The organism is Streptomyces sp. NPDC013457 (genome assembly GCF_043089925.1).
Classification (GTDB): domain Bacteria; phylum Actinomycetota; class Actinomycetes; order Streptomycetales; family Streptomycetaceae; genus Streptomyces.
The window spans coordinates 37,674-62,612 of the sequence record NZ_JBICBL010000017.1 but is presented as its reverse complement, the minus strand read 5'-3'; the positions used below and the strand labels follow the sequence as shown (position 1 = coordinate 62,612).

Genomic DNA, 24,939 nt, shown 5'->3' with positions numbered 1-24,939 from the left:
GCTGATGTGCCAGTGCGGTCCGGGGCCGTCCCGGGCCGCGACGGGAAGCGACCGAAAGTCCGGCGGGAACCGGTTTCGGATCGCGTCGCAGTGGGGGTGCCGGTCGGTCGGACGCGGGACGGTCGACTCTCCGGCGTCTGCGGTCCGCCGATCGTGACGCTCAGCCGGGGCGGCCGCTCGACGCTCCTGGGCTCACTCGGACTTCGCCTCTTCACTGGGGCCCTGCGTCACCTGGGTCAGGGTCCGGGAGAGACCGTCGAGCGCGATGTCCGCCTCGGCAGGGCTGAGGACAAGGCTGGGCTTGACGAACAGGGCGGTGGCCGCCTGCCGCACGTAGATCCCGTTGGCGAGGCCCTGCTTCGCCACCGCTGACGCGACCGCCTCGGACGGCCGGCCGAACTCGTCCAGCATCACCAGCCCGCGCACCAGCCCCAACCCGGTAGACGTACCGACAACGCGGGGGAACCTTCGCCTCAGTTCGAGGAAGAGCGAGTCGACCAGCGCCACGGTGCGGTGGTAGGCGGTGTCGAGCAGACCTGCGCGGAGCTCCGCGGCCAACTCCTCCGGCAGCCAGTCGGGGATCGCGTCGATGTCGTCGGGCTCCACTCCCAGAAGCCGGTCGAGCACCGCGTCGATCGCGACCAGTGACGTCATGTCAGCGGCGTTGGACTTCCCCGCGAACGGTCCGTCGATCTGGCTGAATCGCCTCTTGGCGACCATGATCGCGAGGGAACCGTGCCCGGAGGTCAGCCCCTTGCTCATCGCCGAGATGTCCGGGCACACTCCGCTGTACTCCGCGAAGCTGATGGTCCCTGTGTAGCCGAAGCCGTTGTGGATCTCGTCGAAGATCAGGCAGATCGACTTGCGTGTACAGACGTCGCGTAACCGTCGCAGGAACTCGAGCGGAACGGCGTGTACCGAGTTGCGCCACTGGATCGGCTCGATGATCACGGCGAAGTAGTCGTCGCCGTCACGCTCCAGGGCATCGAGTGTGGCCAGGGACTCGGCACTCAGCGAGCCGTCTTCCTCACACCTCGGGGAGGGGAAGAACGTCACGTTGCCCGCCTTTTCGACGAGCAGTCGTCCGGAACCGTGCTGAGGCTGGTGCTCGCTGATGAGGCTGGCCGTCAGGCTCTCGCCGTGGTAGGACCCGAGGAACGTCCCCAGTCTGCGGCGACTCGGCGCATTTCCAGCCGCATTCCACGCCGAGTGCAGAGCCAGCTCGACCGCGTCCGACCCATTGCACTGGCGCATGTTGATGACGTAGTCGCCGGGTTCGCCCAGCCCGTCGAAGCACTTCAGAATCCGCCGGGCGACTCTGTAGTACATGTCGCATCCCAGGCGGATCGTGACGTGGTGCGGACTCCGGCACAGCACGTACGCCAGCTGCTTGAGTTTCACCCACGGATCGTTGATCCCGAGGACCGTGAGGATGGTGCAGAGGTCGATCAGCTCTTGCCGATCACCCGTGTCGACCAGGACGGTGTCGAGCGTGGCCCCCAGCCCACCCGTGACCCACACATCTCGTGGCCAGGAACCGCCCTGGGTGAAAAGGTCCGGGTTTCTCGCGACCAGCTCTCGAGGATCTCCCTCGGAGCTCGGCAGGTGGGGGTCGAGACAGGAACCGGCGAACGCCTCGGCGAATCTGTGGATGGGATTCAACGTCTCAAGGTGGAACAACGAGCTCTCGTTGACCGGCATACGACGGTTCTAGCACATGCCGGCAGGGTCTGACCGGTGTGAGGAGAGGTGCATTACCCGCATTGCGGGGAGTGGCTGATTCCACCGGGTTGATGATGACCGACCGAGCGCCGAAGCCGCACAACCTCTGTAAATTACGAGGTACTTGACCGGTCTCCGCCCGGACGAGTCCTGTGAGCGGCCCGGGTCCTCGGAGGGCCTCCCTCTCCAGCTCCGCCCTGCCGCGGGTCTCACCTCCGCTCTCGACCAACCGTGAGGAGCGGAGCCCGCTTGCGGGGGTGCGGGGTCAGCGGGCGATGGAGAGCGCGAACGGTGCGAATCCGTTGGAGCGGATCACGTGCGGCACGAACAGGATCGCGGCCTCCGTGGCGCGGGCGGTCCTGATTCCGCCGAGGTCGGTGATCCACTCCTTCTGCCAGCCGAGGTCGGTGAGCAGTGCGTGGACGGTCTGCTTGGCCTGGGGGTCATTGCCGGAGAGGAACGCGGTGGGCGGGTGGGTGAGGACGGCGGGCGCGGTCATCACCGGGAAGAGCATGGTGTTGAGTGTCTTGACGACGCGGGTTTCGGGGAGTGCTTCCTGGAGTTGTTCGGCGAGGCTGGAGCCGGGGTAGAGCAGATCGGCGGGCAGGCCGTCGGGGTCGTCGGTGGTGGCGTTGGACACGTCGATGAGGATCTTGCCCCGCAGTTCCTCGCGCAGCGCGGTGAGACGTTCCAGCGAGCCGGCGCCCGGGGTGGCGTTGATGACGACCCGGGCCGTGCGGGCGGCGTGGGCGGCGGCTCCCTGTGTGCGGTCCGCCACGGTGACCTGATGTCCTGCGCGGGTGAGGGCGGTGGCCAGGTTGCCGCCGACGCGGCCGTTCCCGAGTACTGCGATCTCGTTCATGATGATTCGTCCCTCTTGGTCTTTCGGTTCTCGTCAGGGGTCAGCGGGACAGCGTCGAGACGGCCTCCGCGTGGACGCCGGGTGCGGCGGCCAGGAAGCTGTTGCTCTGCGGGGACCAGGGCCGGCCTTCGGCGTCGGAGATCCGTCCGCCCGCTTCGGTGACGAGGAGCGCCCCGGGGAGCAGGTCGGCGCGGGCTCCGGCGAACTGCCAGAAGACGTCGGTCCTGCCTGCTGCCACATTCACCAGGTGCAGGGTTGCGGGCACAGAGGTGCGGACGACGAGTGCGTCGAAGAGCATCGCGGTGATCGAAGCGCCGACGCGGCGTACGACCTCCTCGTCCTCGTCCGGCCGGGCCTGGCTGGTGGCGACGATGCTCAGGTCGAGGTTCGCGGTCTGCGAGACGCGCAGGGGCCGGCCGTCGAGGTGGGCGCCCGCTCCGGTGAGCGCGGTGTAGGTCTCGCCGGTCAACGGCAGGTGGACCACGGTGAGTACCGACTGGTTGTCGCGCACGAGGGTGGCGGTGACCGCCCATTCCGGCAGGGCGTGAAGGTGGTTGACGTTGCCTTCGGCCGGATCCACGACCCACCATTCGCCGGGCGGCAGGGCTCCGCCGTCGAGTTCGTCCTCCACCCAGCCGGCGTTCGGGCGCAGCTGTGTGAGGGAGGGGCGCAGGACGTCGAGGGCCGTGTCGTCATTGGCGGCGAGTGCGCGCATCAGCTCCTCGCGGGTCTCGTATCCGACCACCTCGCCGAAGCGCTCGCGCAGCGCCGAACCGGCCGTACGGACAGCGATCTCGGTCTGGGCCAGCAGCTCGGCGTCGGAGTCGGTGACGGCTGCGGTCTGCAGGGTTTCGGACATGGAGGTGCTCCTGACTGAAGAGGGGTTGGTGGGTGGAATCGGGCCTGGCCCGCGTTCCTTCGTCCGCTTGCACCTCAACGGTATGGAGCCTCGGAGTTAACTTCAAATGCATGTAAAGCACGCCTAGGATTACTCCCATGCAATTGGATTTGAATCTGCTGACCGCGCTCGACGCGCTGCTGGAGGAGGGGAGCGTGGCCGGGGCGGCCGCGCGGCTGCACGTCACCGCTCCCGCGATGAGTCGGAGCCTGGGCCGTATCCGGCGCACGACCGGGGACCAGATCCTGGTGCGCACCGGCCGTACGATGACCCCGACGCCGTACGCGATCGCCGTCCGGGCACAGGTGCACGAGCTGCTGCACCAGGTCCAGGGAGTACTGGCGCCGAGCCGCGAACTCGATCTGGCAGCGTTGGAGCGCACGTTCACGCTTCGCTGGCACGAGTCCCTGGTCGCCCTGAGCGGACCCGCGCTGCTCACGTCCGTGCACGCGCAGGCGCCCGGCGTGCGATTGCGCTTCGTCGCGGAATCGAGCGTCGACACGCACGAGTTGCGGCGCGGCGAGGTCGACCTGGAGGCGAACGCCAACCGCCCGAGCGCGCCGGACATCCGGAGCGAGAACGTGGGCGAGACCGGCCTGGTCATCGTCGTGAGGCAGGGGCACCCCCTCACCCGCGACACGGCACTCACCGCGCAGCGGTACGCCGCAGCCGACCATGTCACCGTCTCGCGACGTGGAAACCTCAACAACGCCCTCGACGAAGCCCTCGCCCGGCTGGACCTGAGCCGCCGTGTGGTGGCGACCGCGCCCACGGAAGCGGCCGCGTTCGCGTTCGCGCGCGGCTCCGATCTGGTGATCAGCGTTCCCGAAGCCACCACGCGCTCTGCGGCTGCCGACCTCGGCCTGGTCGTACTCCCCTTGCCACTCGAACTGCCATCGGCTCCGGTATACCTGTCATGGCATCAGCGCTACGACACCGACAGCGCTCACGCCTGGCTGCGCGAACTGGCGCGAGAGGCGCTGGCTTCGGTCGCCGCACCAAGCCGCCCCCCAACCCCGCAATGATGGCTTCGTGGGGTCCTGCGCCCTCGTGACTGATGACTGGCAACACAGATGGGGCCACCGAGTCGATGCGCCCAGCACTGCGTCCGGGTTCCTTTCGAGGGTGCCGCCGTCCTGGCCGGTGGCACTATGTCTACTGCCGGGCCATGTGCATGCGCATCTCGCTGTCCGCGTCGACGATGAGCTCGCCGGACAGATCGATGGTCACGGAGTGGAGCGTGCCGCTGAAACGGAACGGCGCCTGATAGTCGGGTGTGACCGGCTGGCCGGGATTGGCGCCGCACGTCAGACCGCCGGGGTTGAACATGACGGGAGTCGTCACCGGGAAGTTCGCCTCCCCCACCAGACGGCGATCGACGTAGAGCTGGGCGAGCCCCGGTGTGCCCTTGCCGGCGGCGAGGTCGGGCTTGCCCGTCGGTTCGAATTCGAACCGCAGCTCGTGGCGGCCCGTGGGCACCGGGTCCGTCGAGGTCACCGTGTAGAAGCCGCGCCGCAGGTAGTTGTGAACGTACGTCAGCTTGCCGTCCTTGAGGTAGAAGCTCCAGCCGCCGGCCATCGAGCCCTGACTCATCAGGACGCCTTCGGCGCCGTCGCCGGGGATCTCCACGTCGGCGGTGACACTGTGCGGACGGTTGAGCACCCTGGGGGCGACGGACGGCGGCAGGGACTGGGTGCCGGGCCGGAAGGTGTAGCTGGTTCGTGCCGTGGCGATCGTCGGCCGTTCGACGGTCATCCGGGCGAGGGCGCTGCCGTCGATGGGCAGCACGCCGTACTTGCCGGCCTCCACGTACCACAGGGAGATCAGCTCGATGGCCTTGTCGCGGTGGTCCGCGGCGAGGTCACGGGTCTCCGCGAAGTCCTCGTCGATGTGGTACAGCTCCCAGGAGTGGGCATCGAGTTCGGAGAGGGTCTCCGCGCTGATGGGGGTGCCGAACGGCTGGCGTGCCTCGGTGAAGGACGGGCCGGGCCAGGGGCATACGGCGCGCCATCCGTCGTGGTCGACGGCCCGGTGGCCGAGCATCTCGAAGTACTGCGTCCGGTGGCGCGTCGGCGCGGCCGGGTCGTCGAAGGTGTGGGCGAAACTGACACCGTGCAGGGGCGACTGGGTGACGCCCTTGATGGTCTCGGGCGGCTCGATCCCGAGGACGTCCAGCACGGTGGGGACGATGTCCACGAGGTGGGCGTACTGGGTGCGCACCTCACCTCGTGCCTTGATGCCGCGCGGCCAGTGGACGAGGAACGGGTCGCTGGCGCCGCCGCGGTAGGTCTCCCTCTTCCAGCGACGGAACGGGGTGTTGCCTGCCCATGTCCAGCCCCACGGATAGTGGTTGAACATGGTCGGGCCGCCGAGCTCGTCGATCCCCTTGATGCTGTCCTCGAGCGGCTCGGGGGCGTTGTTGAAGAACTGCGACTCGTTGGTGGTTCCGGTGACGCCGCCCTCCGCGCTGGCTCCGTTGTCGGAGACGACCATGATCAGCGTGTTGTCGAATTCGCCGGTCTCCTGCAGGAAGTCCAGCAGCCGCCCGATCTGGTGGTCGGTGTGGGAGAGGAAGCCGGCGTAGACCTCCATCATGCGCGCGGCGAGACGTCGGGCGTCGGGGGAGAGGGAACTCCATTCCGGGACGTCCGGGTCGTGGCGCGAGAGCACCGCGTCGGCGGGGACCACGCCGAGCTTCTTCTGGTTGGCGAACGTCACCTCGCGGTAGGCGTCCCAGCCGTCGTCGAACTGGCCCCGGTACCGGTCGGCCCACTCCCGCGGTACGTGGTGCGGTGCGTGGGTGGCACCGGGGCAGAAGTGGAGGAAGAACGGCTTGTCGGGGGCGACCTGCTTGGCGTCGGAGATGAAGAGCATCGCCTTGTCCACGAGGTCCGGCGTGAGGTGGTAGCCCTGTTCCGGCGAGGCGGGGGGTTCCACCTGGTGGTTGTCGTACACGAGCTCCGGATACCACTGGTTCGTGTCGCCGCCGAGGAAGCCGTAGAAGCGCTCGAAGCCGCGGCCCAGCGGCCAGCGGGTGTAGGGGCCGGCGGGCGACTCCTGCGCCGAGGGCATCAGGTGCCACTTGCCGAGCATGTACGTGTTGTATCCGCGCTCCAGCAGCATCTCGGACAGGAACCCGTTCTCGAACGGGATGTTGCCGTTGTAACCGGGGAAGCCGGTGGCCAGTTCGGTGATCGCCGCCATGGCGTTGGCGTGGTGGTTGCGGCCGGTGATGATGCACGAACGCGAGGGCGAGCACAGCGCCGTGGTGTGCATGTTGTTGTACAGCAGCCCGCCCGCGGCCAGTCCGTCGAGGCGGGGAGTCTTCATCGGGCTGCCGTAGCAGCCCAGCTGCCCGTAACCGGTGTCGTCGAGCACGATCGTCAGGACGTTGGGCGATCCCGGCACCGCACTCAGCGGCTCGGGCCACGCCGGGCTGGACACGTCCGTGGTTCGCCCGATCACTCCGGAGAAGGCACTCCCCGGCTTGTACTCGTTGACTGCCATCGCGCCCGTCCTTCTTCGTGTCAAGCCGTTGATCGGCTCCGCCCGGTGAAGCCATGTGTGCGGCCCCACGGCTGACTTTCGCGATCTCGCATGCGTCGGCCGCGCCGAAAGGGCTGTCGCCGAAAGACGGCCGCATGGGAACTGCGCATGCTCAAACGGAAGAGCGTGCGCTCACGGATCGGAATCTCTTCGCTGTGCAACGTCCGATGAAGGCAGCAGTATTTCCCTGATGTGGTGGCCGACGCCCTGTCGGGTTGCGACCGAATGCAGGGGCCTTCTCCCACGCTAAATCTCTTAGAGGGGGGCTGCCACTGGTGCTGTCGAGATCCCTTACTCGCCGTGGCACCTGAACTTCCGGTGTGGCGGAGGGAACTGGTGTGTGGAGATGGAATGGAGACGTGGTTCGATCGGGAAGCGGAGACTCGATCAGGCTCCCGGCTCTGACATTGTCTTCCTGCCCGGCACAGGCGCGAACCGGGAGAACGGCACGGGTCCTGCCTGGACAGGGAGAACGTAACGAATTCCCCTCTCTGGAGGGCCGCTCCAAAAGGTGTGGCTCTCACCGGAGTCGAGAGAGCATGAGTCATGGCCCCGCACTGGTATCCCCTCGTCGAGCGCGGAGACGCGTTCCTGGAGTCCGCACCCTTCCGCTACGTGCATTCCGTGGAGATCACGGCTCCCGCCGAGCGGATCTGGGAGGTCATTACCGGCGACGCATGGGTCCGCTGGGTGCCGGGGTTCACCGGTGTGCTCTGGGCTTCTCCGCGCCCTTTCGGGGTCGGTACGGTACGCGAGGTCAAGGTGCTGGGGGTGCTCTCCGCCCGTGAGCGGTTCTTCCGCTGGGAGGAGGGACGGCGATATACGTTCAGCACCTTCGCGGTCTCTCTGCCCGGCCTGCGCCACGCGGCGGAGGACTGGCTCATCGAGCCCGCACCCGGTGGCTCGCGCCTCACCTGGACGATGGCCATCGAAGCCCGTCCACTGGCCACGCCGCTGCTGCGGGCGATCAGACCGGTCATCAGGCGGGTGCAGCGGCGTGCGCTGCGTGCCATCCAGATCCATATGGGGAACTGATCCCGGCCCCGACTCCGATCGCCGTCCCTCCCCCTCCAGAACGCGTACGGCGCTCACCTTGCACCGGTCCACGAGCGCGACGATGTCCTTGTTCCGCCCGACCCGGAGAAGGAAACCGCCCGTGACGGCCAGGAGTGGTGACCCGGTTTCGGAGGGCGCCACTCCTATCGTGGGGCATCAGCAAACCGACGGGCGGCGCCGAGGCGGGCAGTACATGAGGAATCCGCAGATCGACTACGGGGCGGTCTTCCGTGCCCTGCCCGGCATGGTGGCTCTGCTCACTCCCGAGCTGCTGTACGCGGACGCCAACGAGGACTTCCTCCGGCTCGCCGGCCGCACCCGGGACCAACTGGTGGGCCGCTACATCTTCGACGTCTTTCCCGAGCACCCCGACGAACCGGCCGCGGCCGGCATGCGGGAGACCCGGGAGTCGATGCTGCGCGTGGTGGCCTCCGGAGAGCGCGACACCATGGCGCTGCTGCGGTACGACATCGAGGACAGTGAACGGCCCGGACGCTGGGTGGAGCACTTCTGGAGTCCGGTCAACGCGCCCGTGCTCGGCCCGGACGGAAGCGTGGTGCTGATCGTGCACCGGGTGGAGGAGGTCACCGAACTCATCCGCGCCCGTGGCGGCCCCGGCGGAGACGCCCGCGCCCGCGTCATGGAGGCCGAGCTCTACACCCGCGCCCGTGAACTGCAGGACATCAACGAACGCCTGCGCCGTTCGCAGGCACGTGACCGTGAAGTCGCGCTGGCCCTGCAGGCGGCGATGCTGCCCGCCCCCACGCCGGTCGGGCACCACCCGGTAGCCGTCCGCTACCAGCCCGCCGTCGACGCCCTGAACGTGTGCGGCGACTGGTACGACCTGGTGGACCTGCCCGGTGACCGCATCGCGGTCGCCGTCGGCGACGTCGTCGGCCACGGCCTGGAAGCGGCCTGCGTCATGGGGCAGCTGCGCAGCGCGCTGAGCGCCGCCGCGCGTGTCGCCGACGGTCCGGCCCGGGCTCTGGAAGCCCTCGGGTTGTACGCCCGCAGTGTCGAGGGGGCGGAGTCGACCACCGTGGTGAATGCCTTCATCGACTGGGACACCCACACCATCACGTACAGCAGCGCGGGCCATCCCCCTCCGGCCCTGCTCGATGCCGACGGCACCGTGACCTTCCTCGACCAGGCGACCGATCCGCCACTGGGCGTGCGCCTCGAACACGTGCCGCGACCGGAGGGCAGCAGGGCGTTCACCGAAGGCGCCACCCTGGTCCTGTACACCGACGGCCTGATCGAGCGCCGTACGGAGGACATCGACACCGGACTGGGCCGCCTCGCCGCCTCCCTCACCCGGCATGGACGAGCCGGACCGGAGGACCTGGCCGCCGCTCTCCTCGCCGACCTGCTCCCGTCCGACGGCAACACCGACGACACGGCGCTGGTCGTCCTCCGCCTGTGATCAGCGCCGTAGGAGGACGGGTGCGCAGCGGAGGCAGTCCCGACGTGACGCGCCGAGGCCGGCGGGCAGGAGGCCGCTGCCCGACGGCTGGCAGCGGCGGTGCGCAGACACGTCCATGGACGAGCCCCGCGTCGCTCCGCCTCGGCGTGTCCGTCTGAGAAGCGGTCTCCGGCGCTGTTTGAATCGGTGGATGACCAGAAGCGACGAAGCGGACCTTTTCGGTAACCGATTCCTGACCGTGCCCGCTCCCTCGGAGACCTTCCCCGAGGAGGGCATGTCCGCGACGGACGCGATGAGGCTCGTGGATGTGGATCTCGCCATGGAGGGAGACCCGCAGCGCAACCTCGCCACCTTCGTCACCACGTGGATGGAGCCGGAGGCGCAGAGGCTGATCGCCGAGAATCTCCACCGCAATTTCATCGACCACGCGGAATACCCGATCTCCGCCGAGATCGAGCAGCGTTGTGTGCGGATGCTCGCCGATCTCTTCCACGCGCCGGGCAGGACGACCGGATGTCGGACTCAGGGTTCCTCCGAGGCGATCATGCTCGGTGCGCTGTCGCTGAAGTGGAAGTGGCGGGCGCGCCGCCAGGCGGCCAACCTGTCGGTCGACCGCCCGAACCTGGTCTTCGGCGGGGACGTCCATGTCGTCTGGGAGAAGTTCTGCCGCTACTTCGACGTCGAGCCGCGGATCGTGCCGCTCGCCGAGGGCAAGTACACGATCGGCCCGGAGGACGTGGAACCCCACCTCGACGAGAACACGATCGGCGTCGTCGCCGTCCTCGGTACCACGTTCACCGGTCACAAGGACGACGTCGTCGGGATCGACAAGCTCCTGCGGGACATCCGCAAGGAGCGGGACCTCGACATCCCGATCCACGTCGACGGAGCGAGCGGCGCCTTCGTGTGGCCCTTCCTCTACCCGGACTCGACATGGGACTTCCAGCTGGAGCAGGTCCGTTCGATCAACGTCTCGGGGCACAAGTACGGCCTGGTCTATCCCGGCATCGGCTGGCTGATCTTCCGCGAAGAGTCCGACCTGCCCAAGGATCTCGTGTTCTACGAGAACTACTTGGGCAAGACCGACGCGACGTTCACGCTGAACTTCTCTACCGGTGCGTCGATGGTGCTCGCGCAGTACTACAACTTCGTCCGCCTCGGCCGCCAGGGCTACACGTACGTCATGAAGGCGATGCAGGCGAACGCCCACGTGCTGGCGGAGAACCTGCTCAGCAGCGGCCGGTTCGAAGTGATCGGAAGGGACCTCGAGCAGCTGCCGCTGGTCGCCTTCCGCCTCGCCGGCCAGCATGCGTACGACGAGTCCGACGTCGCCTGGCAACTCGCGGCAGAGCGGGGCTGGATGGTGCCCGCGTACACGCTCCCGCCCAACGCGGAGGGGGTGAAGATCATGCGTGCCCTGGTCAAGGAGACCCTGAGCCGCGAGCACATCGATCGCCTGAGTCAGGACATCGCCGACGCGTGTCGGACGTTGGACGACAAGGGCGCGGCGCACGGGATCGAACGCGCTCAGGTCAAGCGCGGTACCGGCTACTGATGCGCTCCGACCCGGTTGCCCGCCTCCTGGTACGCCGGCGGGCCCAGGGCGACGTGCGGGACCGAGATGATCCCGCGCCCGTCGCCGTGGGTGGGCCGGAGTCGTGACGGGTTCGGCGAATGACGCTTCGTCGGGTGCTTCGAGGCGCGAGTGCCCGGCCGATCTCTTCCCGGACCTCATCCTGGCCGGCACGCCGGACGCGGGCTGACCGCCCGCGTCTGCCGGTCACTCCGACGGTCCCCGAGAGCTCGCGCAAGGCCGCGATCAGGGTTCTGCTGGCATCGAACCGACAGGCATATGAGAGGTCGCGCCATGCCGAACGACGGATCAGCGGGCCCCGGTGGACAACAGGGCGCGTCGAGCGCCGACGACGGGCGCTCCGAGCTGGAGCGTCTACGGGACCGGGTCACCACTCTGGAGGCCGACAAGGCGGCCCGTGCGCCTCATCACCGGTGGCGGTCGTTCTTCTCCGCGCTGCTCATCGTCATCGGCTGCGTCCTCGCCCCGCTGTCCGCGGTCGCAGCCTGGACCGCGGACGAGATCGGCGACACCGACCGTTATGTCGACACCGTCGCCCCGCTCGCCTCCGACCCCGACATCCAGGCCGCCGCCGCGAACCGGGTCACCAACGCGGTGATGGAACACATCGACCTGCCGACGCTGCTGGAGGGCGTCGCGCCCGCCGACCGGCCGCTCGCTGAGAAGGCGCTCGGCAAACTCGGCGACGCGCTGGAAAACGCCGTGCGCAGCTTCGTCCACGACAAGACGGAGGAGATCGTCTCCTCCGAAACCTTCGAGGACTTCTGGACAGAGGCCAACCGCCGGATCCACTCGACCGTCGACAAAGCCCTGACAGGCAGCGGTGGCGGCGCGGTGAAGATCAACAACGACTCGGTCGCCATCGACCTCGGCCCTGTCGTCGCCCAGGTCAAACAGCGTCTCATCGACGAGGGAATGACCGCGGCCTCGAAGATCCCCGAAGTCCACACCGACTTCACGGTGCTGCGCGCCGACGACATCGGCAAGGTCAAGACGTACTTCCGGATCCTGCAGCTGGCCGGGTTCTGGCTGCCCGTGCTCTCCGTACTGCTCATCGCCGCCGGAGTCCTGGTCTCCACGCACCGCCGCCGCGTCCTCGTGGTCGCCGCGCTCGCCTTCGCCTTCGCCATGCTGCTGCTCGCCGGCGGCCTGACCGTCTTCCGCGAGGCGTACCTGAACGCACTGCCGGACACCGTCTCGCAGCCCGCCGCCGAGTCCGTCTACGACACGCTCACGCGCTACATGCGCACCACGGTCCGCATGGCCGTGACGGTCGGCGTGGTGGTCGCCCTGGCTGCCTGGCTGAGCGGTCGGGGCCGACGGGCGACGTTCGTACGCCAGGCGTGGCACTCCGGCATTGGCTCCGTGCGCGCCACCGCCGACCGCGCGGGCATGCGCACCGGCCCGGTCGGACCGTTCATCCGGCGCCACCGCACCTGGATCACCTGGGTCCTGGTGGCACTGGCTGTGCTGACGGCCATTCTGTGGAGCTACCCCACAGCCCTGGTCATCGTCGGCATCGCGGTGGTCTGGCTCCTCGTGATGGCTCTGGTGGAATTCCTCGCGGGGAACCCGGAGGAGGAAGGCGCACGGGCGACCGGCGCTCCGCCGGCGCAGCCGACCGGCTGATGACGGTCGCCCCCCCAGAACGTGCGAAGGCGCAGCCGTGGTGTTGGACTGGCGGGGAGGGCTCTCCCGTCGCCGTGCCGACGGCCGGCATCGCCCGCCGTCAGGCGGCCGGGCCCAGCCCCTGACCTCTACCCGCTCGTGAGGAGTGGCCGTGAGTGACGAGCTTGCTGATCTGGAAGAGATGGGGCCCGTCGACTACCTGATCGTCGAGTTCCCCGGCAACAGGATGACCGGCGAGGGCTTCCCTCTACTCCTCGACCTGGTCGATCGCGGCGTGATTCGCATCCTTGACCTTCTCTTCGTCCGCAAGGACGACGACGGGTCGGTCGTCGCAGCGGAATGGAGAGACCTCGGTGACGAGACGGACCTCTCCGTCTTCGAAGGCGCCTCGTCGGGGCTGCTGGACCAGGAGGACATCGACGAAGCCGGTGCCGTTCTGGAGCCGGGGAACGCGGCCGGCATCCTCGTGTACGAGAACGTCTGGGCAGCCCCCTTCGCCCAGGCCATGAGACGCAGCGGTGCGCGGCTCGTCGCCAACGGCCGCATTCCCGTCCAGGCCCTGCTGGCCTCGCTCGAAGCCGCCGAAGCCGCGGGCACGTCATCTGGGAGATGATCGGACATGCCAGGACTTCTTCGTGGCGTCGCGCGTACAGCCGTGGTCGCCGGAACCGCCACCGCGGTGTCCAACCGAGTGTCCCGGAGGCAGGCGGGGCGATGGGCGGAACAGGACGCCCAGCAGCAGCCGCCGCAACAGCCGGCACCGCAGGCCCCGGCTCCTGACGAGATGAGCAGCAACATCGACAAGCTCAAGGAGCTGGGTGAGCTGAAGGCCCAGGGAGTGCTGACGGAGGCGGAATTCGAAGCACAGAAGCGGAAGATCCTCGGCTGACCCGGTGCCGCGACGGGGCGGACGCCGTCACGGTGCCGGCGACGAGCACGTCCGACGGTGGCAGGAAGGTGGGAGGGCCTGTTGACGACTGGGCCGGCCCAACTCTCTGAGCCGTTCGGTGCTTCGGTGCCGGACGGCTCCGAGATGCGGGGTCGGCCGTGGGGAGCGATGTTGGAAGTGACCCGATCGGCCGAACCGAACCCCGTCCGGCCCATGCGGACCTCCCACACGATGGAGCGGTCATGACGAGCCAAATGAGCGGCGCCCGTACCGGCGGTTCGACAAGACGCGGAAGCGGCTGGCTGGTGTTCGCAGCAGTCATGATGATCTTCGGCGGCCTGATGGCCGTCTTCTCGGGCATCTCCGCCATCGCCGATGACGACGTGTTCGTGGCCACCCGGAACTACGTCTTCGAGTTCGACCTCACCAGCTGGGGCTGGATTCATCTGATCCTGGGGATCGTGATCGTTCTCGCCGGAGCGGCGCTGTTCCAGGGCGCCACCTGGGCCAGGGTCGTCGGTGTGGCGCTTGCGGGCCTCGGCATGATCGCGAACTTCCTCTGGCTGCCCTACCAGCCGTTCTGGGCGATCGTGCTGATCGCCATCGACGCGTTCGTCATCTGGGCACTGTGCGCGGCTCCCAGTCCTTCGGACTGAAGTCGGGTCCTCGTCCTCACAGTGCGGTTCGGTCCAGCGGGCCGAGCCCACGGCGGCCGGAGGTCTCGCGTACGAGCCTTCGCCAGGTCGACGACTGCGGTCTTCTCGGACAGCGGTCACACCTCTGGTGGCCGGTACACGGCAACAGTCGCCCCCTTGATCCCCGTGCTCAGGGGGGCGCAGCTGGTGGGTGGGTCGCTCAGCAGGGAGGCGCGGAGATCTGGTCGCGGTGGCTGTCGTTGTCCGAGAGGAACGACGACGGCGCCGCCCTCCGGTGCTCGGCGAAGGTGGTGCCGTCGTTGGGAGAGGTGGCGTAGCGGTGACGACCGCGGGAGCGAGAGTCAGGGGTGGCGCAGCCACCATCCGGTGCCACGATGGAGGGAAGGGGCTTGTTGCCGGGCGCTTCAGGAAGGCGATCATGGGCCGCGAGTATCACTTTCACTGCGAGCACGCCGGCTGCTCGGTCACCGTGGGCCTGCGGATGGGCGGGACGCGGGAGCTGGAGCTCCTCGTGGACGGGAAGCAGGTCGCCGCCGCCCGCGCCCATGGCCACCACGCCCAGACGACAGTGCTGACCACGACCCTGCCCACGGACCCGCCTCGCGGCATCGAGGTCGAGGTGACGCTCCCGGGCGCTTTCGGCGGCGATCCGGCAAGCACCCTGCTCGCCGATGGCGAGCGCAGGCCCATGCCCGCCCGGGATGTGCCCCGGCGAGCGCGGCCGGCGGAGGCCGACTGGTACTCCTGACCGTGCCGGGGCGCCCGACAAGAGGGTTCAGTGGACGTCTCCGCCGCCGGAGACGCCTGAGGCCGGGAAACGGGGGCGGACCACCACGCAGCTGTGCCGGTGACGCGCGTGCGCAGCGTCCGGCCTGCGCGAGGTGCGGGCCTGGGTCACCGCCGACAACGGCGTGACCTGGCAGCGGGTCCCCGTCCTTGGACACGACGGCGAGTACCGGTTCCTAGTACCGCACACGGCGCTGAGGTCCGGTGGCTTCCTGGGCGTCCGCGTCGCGGCGGAGGACCGGAGCGGCAACACCGTGGACACGGCGCTCCCCAGGGCGATTCCGGTCGGGTGACCCCGCGCTGACGACACCATGGTGCCACCGCTCCCTCTGGGCGGTGGCACCGTCGGGTTCACGGGGCGTCAGGAGAGGAGTCACTTACGGCGGAGACACGGTCGCGACACGCGGCGGAAACCGGCCGTCCCTAATTTCTGTCATCCGACAGGTATTCGCAGGGCTCGCCTACGCGACAGGGGACCGCCATGACCGTCACCACCGATCCCGCTCGGCCGGCACACCCCTCCCCGGGCGCCGCGGGCGACGGCTCGCTCGCCGCGTTCGGCTACCCCCAGGAGTTGCGGCGCCGGATGGGGCGGTACGCCTCCTTCGCCGCGGGGTTCTCCTTCATCTCCGTACTGACCACGGTCTTCCAGTTCTTCTCCCTCGGCTACTCCTTCGGGGGCCCGGGCTTCTTCTGGACCTGGCCCGTCGTCCTCGTCGGCCAGCTCCTCGTCGCCGCCTGCTTCGCCGAACTCGCGGCCCGGATGCCCATCGCGGGGGCGATCTACCAGTGGGCGAGCCGGCTCGGCACCCCGGCCTTCGGCTGGTACGCGGGGTGGATCATGGTGATCGGGCGGATCGTCGTCGTGGCGGCCGCCGCCCTCGCGCTCCAGGTCGTCCTCCCCGCGGTCTGGCCGGGCTTCCAGCTCGTCGGCGGGGACCCCTCGCCGACGACGACGAGCGGAGCCGCCAACGCCGCCGTCCTCGGCCTCCTCCTGCTGGCGCTCACCACGCTCCTCAACGTCCTGGACAACCGCGCGCTCTCGGCCGTCAACACCGTCGGCGTCACCGCCGAGATCGCCGGAGTCGCCCTCATCGTGACCCTCCTCGCCACCCACGCGGAGCGGGATCCCGGGATCACCCTGCACACCGGTGGCCAGGGCGGTCTGATCGCGTCGCTCCTGGTGGGTTCGTTCACCGCCGCGTACGTCCTCATCGGCTTCGAGAGCGCGAGCGAGATGAGTGAGGAGACCGTCAACCCCCGGCGCACCGCTCCCCGTACGACGCTGAGCGCCCTCACCACGTCCGGCGTCTGCGGCGGCCTCCTGCTGCTCGGCGGCCTGCTCGCCGCGCCCAGCCTCACCGACGGGCGCCTCGCGACCGAGGGCCTGGGATACGTGCTGACCAGCACCCTCGGCGACGGCCTCGGCCGGGTCCTGCTCGCCGACGTGGCCCTGGCCATCTGCGCGGCCACCCTGGCGATCCAGACCTCGGCGACCCGCATGCTGTACTCCATGGCCCGCGACGGCGTCCTTCCCCGCTCGGCGCGGCTGGCCCGGGTGCCGGCGCGGACCGGGATGCCCGGCACGGCCGCGGTGGTGGTCGGAGTCTGCGCGGGGCTGCTGCTCCTGCTCAACCTAGCCTCGCCGCAGGCCTTCCTGGCCATCGGCACCACGTGCATCGCGATGGTGTACCTGGCGTACGCGATGGTCACCGGGCCGATGCTGGTCCGTCGGCTGAGGGGAGAGTGGCCGCCGGCCGCCGACGGCGACCGCGACGAACTCGGCAGGCCGCTGTTCTCCCTCGGCCGCTGGGGACTGCCTGTCAACGCCCTCGCCGTCGGCTACGGCCTCCTCATGACGGTCAACCTCTCCTGGCCGCGCGCCGAGGTGTACGACCCCGAGGGCGGCCACTGGTACTTCCAGTGGTTCACCGTCCTGGTCGTCGGCGCGACCGTCGCGACGGGCGCGGCGTACCGCTGGTACCACCGCCGCAGGGGTGCCGGTCAGGCGTCGAAGGAGGACTCGCCCGTCCTGGTGTGATCCACCGCCCGACGCCCGGTCAGCCGTCCGCCGCGAGGAGCCGTCGCCCCTCGCGGCGCAGCCGTGCCAGGGAGCGCTGCGGCACCCCCGCCACCCGGAGCGCCGCGTCGGCCGTCGCCGTCGCCAGGGCCCGCTGGTCGCGTTCGGGGTCGGCGCGCCGGATGAGGATGACGCTCTCGGTCAGGCCGAAGAGGAGGTCCGTGCGGAGCGCCAGGCCGTCCGCGTCGAGCGCCGCTCCCGGCTCCGTGGCCGCGAGCAGCTCCGCGTAGCACCGCTTGAGTTCGGCGCGGATCCGGTGGAAGACCGCGAAGTGGTCCGTCCGCACCTCGGGCAGCAGATAGAGCGCCCCGAGGTTGTGCGGTCCGCCGCACAGCAGCGCCGCGTCGGAGTGGCACAAGGCCCACAGCCGCGCCTCCGGGGCCGCCTCCGCTTCGGACACCAGGCGGCGCGCCACCTCCAAGGAGGGCCGGACGGTTCCTTCGAGCAGCTCCGCGAGGATCGCCTCCTTGCCGTCGAAGTAGTGGTAGAGAGACGCCTGCCGCAGCCCGGCCCGCTCGGCGATCGTGCGGGTGGAAGTCGCCGTGTACCCACGGACGGTGAACAGCTCGGCCGCCGCCGCCAGGACCTCGTCGCGCGGCTCCAGTCCGCTGGCGGGACGCTCCTGCACCCTCGGGCGGCCGACTTTTCTGCTGGTGGGCGTGGTCACTCCCTGATCCTCGCACAGGGCCGGAGCCTCCCTCCGGGCCGAACTCCCGGGTGAGTTTCCGGTAACCGAGGCGAAACGCACGGGCAATGGCGGCGAAGCGACCTCTCCCTAATTTCTGTCAAGCGACAGAAATCAGTTTCCGACCGGAGGTCGATCCATGGCGACACCGTCAGCGACAGCGTCGACGCACGGCGCGCGCGACCATGCCCGCGCCCAGGAGGGCACACAGGTCGACACCATGCCCGTCCTGCCCGCGAGCAGCTGGCCGACGCCTCCCGAGGGCGTGGCCGCCGGGGACGTCGTGTGGGCCGAGACGGTGGCGGGCGGCTCCTACACCCACAAGGTCCTCGCCCGGGGCGCCGAGCTCCGACTGACCGACCTCACGGGCGACGCCTGCGCGCACCTGCTGCTCCACTGCGCCGACCGCCCCTGGGAGCGGCTGAACACGGCCGACACCGTCAAGGTGTTCTGGAACGCGTACCTGGGGGAGGGGCACCTGCTCCTCTCCGACCAGGGCCGGGTGCTCGCCTCCGTCGTCGAGGACACCTCCGGCCGGCACGACGCCCTCACCGGCACCTCCAGCCTCGCGCGCAACACCGCCCGGTACGGCGACGGCACCCCGCAGTCCGCCTCGCCGGCGGGCCGCGAGCTGTTCAAGCTCGCCGCCCTCAAGAACGGCCTCGCCCCGCGCGACCTCCCGCCGTCCGTCTCCTTCTTCCAGGGCGTACGGATCGCCGAGGACGGCTCCACCGAGTTCACCGGATCCACCGGCCCCGGCGGGGCCGTCACGCTCCGCGCCGAACAGGACGTCGTCGTCCTGATCGCCAACGTCCCGCACCCCCTGGACCCACGCCCCGAGTACCGCTGCGGGAACCTCGGCGTCCTCGCGTACCGCGCCCGCCCGACCGCCCCCGGCGACCCGCTGTGGGACGCCGCGCCCGAAGGCCGTCGCGCCTTCCTGAACACCGTCGACCACCTCACCGCCCGGGGGATCGCATGACCGCCACCCGTACGCGGGGCCGCGTCGTCTCCGACGACACCGTCCCCGCCCGCGCCGCCTGGTCCGGGGTCGTCCGCAAGGGCGAACTGCTGACCGTCACCGACCTGCACGGCAACCAGGCCGCCGACTTCCTGCTGTACGACGCGCACGACACCTCCGTCCGCTACAGCGCCCCCGACACGATCCAGGCGCAGGGCACCGTCTTCCTGACCACCGGCTCGGTGCTGCTGTCCAACGAGCACACCCCGCTGATGACCGTCGTCGAGGACACCTGCGGCCGGCACGACACCATCGGCGGCGCCTGCTCCAAGGAGTCCAACACCCTCCGCTACGGCCACCACACCTGGTCGCAGCACGCCTGCGTGGAGAACTTCCTCGCCGAGGGGAGCAAGCACGGACTCGGCAAGCGCGACCTGGTCTCCAACATCAACTGGTTCATGAACGTGCCGGTCGAGAAGGACGGCACCCTCGGCATCGTCGACGGCATCTCGGCACCCGGCCTGCGGGTCGTGCTGCGCGCCGAGACAGACGTCCTCGCGCTGCTGTCCAACTGCCCGCAGATCAACAACCCCTGCAACGGATTCGACCCGACGGCCGTACGGATGACGATCACCGGCCCCGACGACAGCGACGAGGTCTGACCACGATGACGTTCGACACCCTGCTGGTCGCCAACCGCGGCGAGATCGCGGCACGCGTCATCCGCACCGCCCGCCGGCTCGGCCTGCGCACCGTCGCGGTGTACTCCGACGCCGACCGCGCCACCGAGCACGTACGGCTGGCCGACGAGGCCGTCCGGCTCGGTCCGGCGCCTGCCAAGGAGTCCTACCTCGACGCCGATCTGGTCCTCAAGGCCGCCAAGGACACCGGCGCGGGCGCGATCCATCCCGGCTACGGCTTCCTGTCCGAGGACGCCGACTTCGCGCGCCGCTGCGCCGACGCCGGCATCGTCTTCGTCGGCCCCACCCCAGAACAACTGGAGCTCTTCGGGGCCAAGCACACCGCGCGCGCCGCCGCACGGGCGGCGGGCGTGCCCCTCGCCCCGGGGACCGGGCTCCTCCCCGACGTGGCCGCCGCCCTCGCGGCGGCCGAGGAGACCGGCTACCCGGTGATGCTCAAGGCGACCGGAGGCGGAGGCGGCATCGGCATGCAGGCGTGCCACGGCGCGGCCGACCTCGCCGACGCCTGGGAGCGGGTCCAGCGCGTGGCCGCGGCCTCCTTCTCCTCCGCCGGTGTCTTCCTGGAACGGCTCGTGGAGCGGGCCCGGCACGTCGAGGTGCAGGTCTTCGGCGACGGACAGGGCAGGGTCGTCACCTTCGGCGACCGCGACTGCTCGCTCCAGCGCCGCAACCAGAAGGTCCTGGAGGAGGCCCCGGCACCCGGCCTCCCGGACCACGTCCGGCACCGGCTCGCCGAGGCCGCCCGGGACCTCTGCGCGTCGGTGGACTACCGCTCCGCCGGCACGGTCGAGTTCGTGTACGACGCCGCCCGCGAGGAGGCCTACTTCCTGGAGGTCAACACACGCCTCCAGGTCGAGCACCCGGTCACCGAGGAGATCTACGGCGTCGACCTGGTCGAGTGGATGCTGCGGCTCGCGCAGGGCGACACCGCGGTCGTCACCGAGCCTCCGACGCCCACCGGCCACGCCGTCGAGGCCCGGATCTACGCGGAGGACCCCTCCCGCGACCACCGCCCCAGCGCAGGCCTGCTGACCCGCGTGTCCTTCCCCGAGGACGTCCGCGTGGACGCCTGGGTGGAGACCGGCACGGAGGTCACCACCGCGTACGACCCGATGCTCGCCAAGGTGATCGCGCACGGCGCCGACCGCGCCGACGCGCTCGACCGGCTGGACGCGGCGCTCGCCGCGACCCGCGTCGACGGCATCGAGACCAACCTCGGCCTGGTGCGGGCCGCGCTCCGCCACGGCGACGTACGCGCCGCCGGCCACTCGACCGCCTCGCTCGCGGCGATCGCCGACCCCACGCCGCGCATCGAGGTCGTCGCGCCGGGCACCCTGACCACGGTGCAGGACTGGCCGGGACGCACCGGCTACTGGCAGGTCGGTGTCCCCCCGGGCGGCCCGATGGACGACCTCTCCTTCCGGCTCGGCAACACCGCGCTCGGCAACGACGCGGGCGCACCCGGTCTGGAGTGCACCCTCCACGGCCCCTCCCTGCGCTTCACCCACCCGACGACGGTCTGCGTCACCGGAGCCCCGGCGGGCGTGACGATCGACGGCCTTCCCGTGCCGCAGTGGGAGCCGATCACCGTCGACGCCGGACAGACGCTCGCCGTCGGCACCCCCGACGAACGGGGCCTGCGCACCTACGTGCTGTTCGCGGGCGGCCTGGACGTACCGGAGTTCCTGGGCAGCGCGGCCACCTTCACCCTCGGCCGGTTCGGCGGGCACGGTGGCCGCGCCCTGCGCGCGGGCGACGTCCTGCACGGCGGAGAGGCGCGGACGGAGACCGCCGTCGTCCCCGTCGACGAGCGGCCCTCCTTCGACACCGTGTGGCGGGTCGGCGCGGTCGAAGGGCCGCACGCCGCGCCGGAGTTCTTCACCGAGGACGACATACGCGACTTCTACGCAGCGGACTGGAAGGTCCACTTCAACTCGGCCCGCACCGGCGTCCGCCTCGTCGGCCCCAAGCCGCGCTGGGCACGCCCGGACGGCGGCGAGGCGGGGCTGCACCCCTCCAACATCCACGACACGCCGTACTCCGTCGGCGCCGTCGACTACACAGGCGACATGCCTGTCCTCCTCGGCCCCGACGGGCCCTCCCTCGGAGGCTTCGTCTGCCCGGCGACGGTCGTCACCGGACAGCGCTGGAAGCTCGGCCAGCTACGCCCCGGCGACACCGTCCGCTTCGTCCCGGTCACCACGGCGGCGGCGGGGGAGCTGCGGCGCAACCCCGCGTCCGAGCCGAGGGCCGACCGTGAGGCCATCGTCGACGGGGGCGTCCTCGCGCGCCTGGACGAGAGCGGAGGCCGCCCGGCGGTCACGTACCGGCGCAGCGGTGACGACAACCTCCTCATCGAATACGGGCCCATGCAGCTCGACCTGGCCCTGCGCATGCGCGTCCACGCGCTCGCGGAGGCGCTGGCCGCACGGTGCCTCCCGGGCGTCGTCGACCTCACCCCGGGCATCCGCTCGCTCCAGATCCAGACGAACCCCGACGTGCTGTCCCCGCAGGCACTCCTCGACGCCGTGCTGCGCGTGGAGGAGGAACTCCCGGCCACCGACGAGCTGGTGGTGCCCAGCCGGACCGTGCACCTGCCGCTGTCCTGGGACGACCCGGCGACCCGCGAGGCCATCGCCCGCTACACGGCCGGCGTGCGCGACGACGCCCCGTGGTGCCCGTCGAACATCGAGTTCATCCGCCGCGTCAACGGCCTCGACACCGTCGACGACGTGTACCGGACCGTCTTCGACGCCGAGTACCTGGTCCTCGGCCTGGGCGACGTGTACCTCGGAGCGCCCGTGGCCACTCCTCTCGACCCGCGGCACCGTCTGGTCACCACCAAGTACAACCCGGCCCGCACCTGGACCGCGGAGAACTCGGTCGGCATCGGCGGCGCGTACCTGTGCGTCTACGGCATGGAGGGCCCGGGCGGCTACCAGTTCGTCGGCCGCACCACGCAGGTGTGGTCCGGCTGGCGGCAGCGCGGCGCCTTCGAACCCGGCAGGCCCTGGCTGATGCGCTTCTTCGACCGGATCAGGTGGTACCCGGTCGGCGCCGACGAACTCCTGGAGCTGCGCGCGGACATCATCTCCGGCCGGTTCGTCCCGACGACCGAGGAGGGCACCTTCTCGCTCGCCGAGTACCAGACCTTCCTCGACGGGAACGCCGAGTCGATCACCGCCTTCCGCGACCGGCAGAGCCGGGCGTTCGGCGCCGAGCGCGACGCCTGGGAGGCCGCCGGCGAGTTCGCCCGCGCCGAGGCCGCCGCCGAGGTCACGCCGCCGACCGCCGACATCACCGTGCCCGAGGGCGGCCGGCTGGTCGAGGCCGAGTTCACCGCCTGCGTCTGGCAGGTCGACGTCCGGACCGGGGACCGGGTGTCGGCGGGTCAGCAGCTGGTGGCGCTGGAGGCGATGAAGATGGAGGCGCCGGTACCTGCACCAGCCGACGGCGTCGTCGCGGAGGTTCTGGTCGCACCCGGCAGCCAGGTCGAGGCCGGCACCGCGCTCGTCGTCCTCGCTCCCGTCGAGCCCGCGGAGGCAGCAGCATGATCACGACAGTGGAGCGGGTACGCGCCGCGTACACCCGTGTCGCCCAGGTGGACCGGCCCGAGGTGTGGATCGATCTGCGCCCCCGGCAGGAAGCGGAGGCGGACGCCGCCGCGGTCGACGCGAGAGTCGCGGCCGGCGAGCGGCTGCCGCTCGCCGGCACGGTGTTCGCGGTCAAGGGCAACATCGACGTGGCCGGGCTCCCCACCACCGCCGGCTGCCCCTCGTACGCCTACGCGCCGAACGCCGACGCCCCGGCGGTGGCGCGGCTGAAGGCGGCGGGCGCCGTGCTCCTCGGCACCACCAACCTCGACCAGTTCGCGACCGGCCTGGTCGGCACGCGCAGCCCGTACGGCGCCGTCCGCAACGCCGTCGATCCCGCGTACGTCTCCGGCGGCTCCTCGTCCGGCTCGGCGGTCGCGGTCGCTCTCGGCATCGCGGACTTCGCCCTCGGCACGGACACCGCGGGCTCCGGCCGGGTCCCGGCCGCCTTCAACGGCGTCGTCGGCATCAAGCCGACCTTCGGCCTGGTCCCGACCGAGGGTGTCGTCCCCGCCTGCGCGTCGCTCGACTGCGTGACCGTCTTCGCCCGCACCCTCCCGGAGGCCGAGCGGGCGCTGTCCTCCATAGCGGCACCGACGGGTCGCGAGCTCCCGGCGCTGGAGCAGCGCCGGCCGGGGCCGTGGCGGATCGCCGTGCCCGAGCCGGGGCACCTGGGCGAGCTGGACGAAGGCTGGGCCGAGGCATTCGAGGCCGCCGCGGCCCGGCTCGCCGAAGCGGGCGCCGAACTCCGGCCCGTCGACCTGGCACCGTTCACCGAGGCGGCCGCGATGCTGTACGAGGGCGCGTTCGTCGCCGAGCGCTACACCGCCGTCGGAACCTTCGTCGACGGCCACGCGGACGCGGCGGACCTCGACCCGACCGTGGCCGGGATCATCTCCCGGGCCCGCGACATCCCGGCCCACCGGCTCCACGCGGACCGCGCGAAGCTGTCCGCCCTCCGCGTCAGGGCGCTGGCGGCCATGGGCGACGCGGACGCGCTCCTCCTCCCGACGACACCGGGGCACCCGACCCTCGACGAGGTCGCCGCCGACCCCCTGGGCGTGAACGCCCGCCTCGGCCGGTTCACCAACTCGACGAACCTGTTCGACATGGCGGCGGTCGCCGTCCCCGTCGGCGAGGTGAAGGGGCGGCCGTTCGGCGTCATGCTGATCGGCCGGGCATTCACGGACGACCGGCTCGCGCGCGTCGCCGGCCTGCTCACCGCCCCGCCGGCGCGTCTCGCGGTGGTCGGCGCGCATCTGTCCGGGCAGCCGTTGAACGGGCAACTGCTCGCCCTGGGCGGCCGTCTGGAACGCACGACCACCACCGCGCCCGCCTACCGGCTGTACGCGCTGGACACGGTCCCGCTCAAGCCGGGACTCGTCCGGGTCCGCGAAGGCGGTGCCGCGATCGAGGCCGAGGTGTGGCAGCTCCCCGCCGAGGGGCTGGGCACACTCCTCTCGTCCCTGCCCCGCCCGATGGCGCTGGGCAGCGTGGAACTCGCGGACGGCGGCTTCGTGCCCGGCTTCCTCTGCGAACCGGAGGCCGTCGACGGCGCCCGCGAGATCACCACGTACGGCGGCTGGCGCGCCGCCCTCCGGTCCATCGAGGACGAGGACCGCGCCGGCCGCGGCGCGACGTCCGCGTGGTAGGAGCACTTCTTCCGGCCAAGAGATCGTCCGTCCTCGAGACCACGGGCGCTTTTCGGGCGTGATCCGGCGTGAGCACCTCGACCGGAAGGGTGCCTTGTTGTTCGGTTGCTCGGCTGCCGCTACCGGGACCACCGGGACTGGGCGGCGATCGACGCCTGGGCGGAGGACATCGCCCGGGAGCTCGACACATGACGAGCCATGGTTCG

20 protein-coding genes are annotated in these 24,939 nt (G+C 70.5%); 15 read left to right on the top strand and 5 right to left on the bottom strand.

The features are described 5' to 3' along the window. Positions 1-192: 192 nt before the first annotated feature. From ACF1G2_RS33925 to ACF1G2_RS33915, 3 genes are all read right to left on the bottom strand, one after another. Positions 193-1,662, bottom strand: coding sequence for an aminotransferase class III-fold pyridoxal phosphate-dependent enzyme (locus tag ACF1G2_RS33925; RefSeq protein ID WP_391802001.1), 1,470 nt, complete (start codon positions 1,660-1,662; stop codon positions 193-195). 325 nt (positions 1,663-1,987) lie between these two features. Beyond that, positions 1,988-2,584: an NADPH-dependent F420 reductase gene (locus tag ACF1G2_RS33920; protein ID WP_391802000.1), complete on the bottom strand. Its 597-nt coding sequence runs from the start codon at positions 2,582-2,584 to the stop codon at positions 1,988-1,990. A 40-nt stretch (positions 2,585-2,624) separates the two neighbouring features. Further along, positions 2,625-3,443: an inositol monophosphatase family protein gene (locus tag ACF1G2_RS33915; protein WP_391801999.1), complete on the bottom strand. Its 819-nt coding sequence runs from the start codon at positions 3,441-3,443 to the stop codon at positions 2,625-2,627. A gap of 137 nt (positions 3,444-3,580) precedes the next feature. Between ACF1G2_RS33915 and ACF1G2_RS33910 the strand changes: the two genes are divergently transcribed. Further along, complete coding sequence (locus tag ACF1G2_RS33910) at positions 3,581-4,507, top strand: LysR family transcriptional regulator (protein WP_391801998.1); 927 nt, start codon at positions 3,581-3,583, stop codon at positions 4,505-4,507. Positions 4,508-4,637: 130 nt separating this feature from the next. On the opposite strand, the gene ACF1G2_RS33905 is transcribed toward ACF1G2_RS33910, so the two are convergent. After that, on the bottom strand, positions 4,638-6,989 hold the full coding sequence (locus tag ACF1G2_RS33905) for an arylsulfatase (RefSeq protein ID WP_391801997.1): 2,352 nt from the start codon (positions 6,987-6,989) through the stop codon (positions 4,638-4,640). A 585-nt stretch (positions 6,990-7,574) separates the two neighbouring features. Between ACF1G2_RS33905 and ACF1G2_RS33900 the strand changes: the two genes are divergently transcribed. The 10 genes from ACF1G2_RS33900 (at position 7,575) to ACF1G2_RS33855 (ending at position 17,102) form a co-directional block, all read left to right on the top strand. Beyond that, positions 7,575-8,063, top strand: coding sequence for an SRPBCC family protein (locus ACF1G2_RS33900; RefSeq protein WP_391801996.1), 489 nt, complete (start codon positions 7,575-7,577; stop codon positions 8,061-8,063). A gap of 214 nt (positions 8,064-8,277) precedes the next feature. Further along, entirely contained in the window at positions 8,278-9,507 is a 1,230-nt protein-coding gene (locus ACF1G2_RS33895) for a PP2C family protein-serine/threonine phosphatase (protein ID WP_391801995.1), read from the top strand. Positions 9,508-9,697: 190 nt separating this feature from the next. Further along, on the top strand, positions 9,698-11,062 hold the full coding sequence (locus tag ACF1G2_RS33890) for a glutamate decarboxylase (protein ID WP_391801994.1): 1,365 nt from the start codon (positions 9,698-9,700) through the stop codon (positions 11,060-11,062). 312 nt (positions 11,063-11,374) lie between these two features. Beyond that, on the top strand, positions 11,375-12,730 hold the full coding sequence (locus ACF1G2_RS33885) for a hypothetical protein (protein ID WP_391801993.1): 1,356 nt from the start codon (positions 11,375-11,377) through the stop codon (positions 12,728-12,730). 181 nt (positions 12,731-12,911) lie between these two features. Next, a complete protein-coding gene (locus tag ACF1G2_RS33880) occupies positions 12,912-13,343 on the top strand; it encodes a DUF6325 family protein (protein WP_391802035.1) in 432 nt (143 codons plus the stop codon). 6 nt (positions 13,344-13,349) lie between these two features. Further along, entirely contained in the window at positions 13,350-13,619 is a 270-nt protein-coding gene (locus ACF1G2_RS33875) for an SHOCT domain-containing protein (protein WP_391801992.1), read from the top strand. A 242-nt stretch (positions 13,620-13,861) separates the two neighbouring features. Then, positions 13,862-14,275 (top strand): hypothetical protein, encoded by a 414-nt coding sequence (locus ACF1G2_RS33870; RefSeq protein ID WP_391801991.1) that lies wholly within the window; start codon positions 13,862-13,864, stop codon positions 14,273-14,275. 418 nt (positions 14,276-14,693) lie between these two features. After that, positions 14,694-15,023: a hypothetical protein gene (locus tag ACF1G2_RS33865; protein WP_391801990.1), complete on the top strand. Its 330-nt coding sequence runs from the start codon at positions 14,694-14,696 to the stop codon at positions 15,021-15,023. Between the two features lie 133 nt (positions 15,024-15,156). Then, positions 15,157-15,354 (top strand): hypothetical protein, encoded by a 198-nt coding sequence (locus ACF1G2_RS33860; protein WP_391801989.1) that lies wholly within the window; start codon positions 15,157-15,159, stop codon positions 15,352-15,354. Positions 15,355-15,542: 188 nt separating this feature from the next. After that, entirely contained in the window at positions 15,543-17,102 is a 1,560-nt protein-coding gene (locus tag ACF1G2_RS33855; protein ID WP_391801988.1) for an amino acid permease, read from the top strand. A gap of 19 nt (positions 17,103-17,121) precedes the next feature. Here ACF1G2_RS33855 and ACF1G2_RS33850 read toward each other — a convergent pair whose 3' ends face one another. Further along, positions 17,122-17,808, bottom strand: coding sequence for a TetR/AcrR family transcriptional regulator (locus ACF1G2_RS33850; RefSeq protein WP_391801987.1), 687 nt, complete (start codon positions 17,806-17,808; stop codon positions 17,122-17,124). Between the two features lie 157 nt (positions 17,809-17,965). Between ACF1G2_RS33850 and ACF1G2_RS33845 the strand changes: the two genes are divergently transcribed. From ACF1G2_RS33845 to atzF, 4 genes are read left to right on the top strand one after another with little or no spacing between them, the layout of a single operon-like run. After that, the gene (locus tag ACF1G2_RS33845) at positions 17,966-18,808 is read left to right on the top strand and encodes an urea amidolyase associated protein UAAP1 (protein ID WP_391801986.1); all 843 of its coding nucleotides are present in this window, start codon (positions 17,966-17,968) and stop codon (positions 18,806-18,808) included. Then, positions 18,805-19,449, top strand: a complete 645-nt coding sequence (locus ACF1G2_RS33840) for an urea amidolyase associated protein UAAP2 (protein WP_391801985.1) — start codon at positions 18,805-18,807, stop codon at positions 19,447-19,449. Before ACF1G2_RS33845 ends, ACF1G2_RS33840 begins: the two co-directional genes overlap by 4 nt. Before the next feature lie 5 nt (positions 19,450-19,454). Next, positions 19,455-23,042, top strand: coding sequence for an urea carboxylase (gene uca / locus ACF1G2_RS33835; RefSeq protein WP_391801984.1), 3,588 nt, complete (start codon positions 19,455-19,457; stop codon positions 23,040-23,042). Next, entirely contained in the window at positions 23,039-24,733 is a 1,695-nt protein-coding gene (gene atzF / locus ACF1G2_RS33830) for an allophanate hydrolase (RefSeq protein WP_391801983.1), read from the top strand. The genes uca and atzF overlap by 4 nt, the downstream gene beginning before the upstream one ends. The last annotated feature ends 206 nt before the right edge of the window (positions 24,734-24,939 follow it).

Bases quoted from the DNA above. Each gene is read 5' to 3' on its own strand.
- atzF (WP_391801983.1), top strand. From the start codon at position 23,039: ATGATCACGACAGTGGAGCGGGTACGCGCCGCGTACACCCGTGTCGCC.
- ACF1G2_RS33905 (WP_391801997.1), bottom strand. From the start codon at position 6,989: ATGGCAGTCAACGAGTACAAGCCGGGGAGTGCCTTCTCCGGAGTGATC.
- ACF1G2_RS33875 (WP_391801992.1), top strand. From the start codon at position 13,350: ATGCCAGGACTTCTTCGTGGCGTCGCGCGTACAGCCGTGGTCGCCGGA.
- ACF1G2_RS33915 (WP_391801999.1), bottom strand. From the start codon at position 3,443: ATGTCCGAAACCCTGCAGACCGCAGCCGTCACCGACTCCGACGCCGAG.
- ACF1G2_RS33900 (WP_391801996.1), top strand. From the start codon at position 7,575: ATGGCCCCGCACTGGTATCCCCTCGTCGAGCGCGGAGACGCGTTCCTG.
- ACF1G2_RS33885 (WP_391801993.1), top strand. From the start codon at position 11,375: ATGCCGAACGACGGATCAGCGGGCCCCGGTGGACAACAGGGCGCGTCG.
- ACF1G2_RS33870 (WP_391801991.1), top strand. From the start codon at position 13,862: ATGACGAGCCAAATGAGCGGCGCCCGTACCGGCGGTTCGACAAGACGC.
- ACF1G2_RS33920 (WP_391802000.1), bottom strand. From the start codon at position 2,584: ATGAACGAGATCGCAGTACTCGGGAACGGCCGCGTCGGCGGCAACCTG.
- ACF1G2_RS33880 (WP_391802035.1), top strand. From the start codon at position 12,912: ATGGGGCCCGTCGACTACCTGATCGTCGAGTTCCCCGGCAACAGGATG.
- ACF1G2_RS33890 (WP_391801994.1), top strand. From the start codon at position 9,698: ATGACCAGAAGCGACGAAGCGGACCTTTTCGGTAACCGATTCCTGACC.
- ACF1G2_RS33845 (WP_391801986.1), top strand. From the start codon at position 17,966: ATGGCGACACCGTCAGCGACAGCGTCGACGCACGGCGCGCGCGACCAT.
- ACF1G2_RS33895 (WP_391801995.1), top strand. From the start codon at position 8,278: ATGAGGAATCCGCAGATCGACTACGGGGCGGTCTTCCGTGCCCTGCCC.
- ACF1G2_RS33910 (WP_391801998.1), top strand. From the start codon at position 3,581: ATGCAATTGGATTTGAATCTGCTGACCGCGCTCGACGCGCTGCTGGAG.
- ACF1G2_RS33865 (WP_391801990.1), top strand. From the start codon at position 14,694: ATGGGCCGCGAGTATCACTTTCACTGCGAGCACGCCGGCTGCTCGGTC.
- uca (WP_391801984.1), top strand. From the start codon at position 19,455: ATGACGTTCGACACCCTGCTGGTCGCCAACCGCGGCGAGATCGCGGCA.
- ACF1G2_RS33840 (WP_391801985.1), top strand. From the start codon at position 18,805: ATGACCGCCACCCGTACGCGGGGCCGCGTCGTCTCCGACGACACCGTC.
- ACF1G2_RS33855 (WP_391801988.1), top strand. From the start codon at position 15,543: ATGACCGTCACCACCGATCCCGCTCGGCCGGCACACCCCTCCCCGGGC.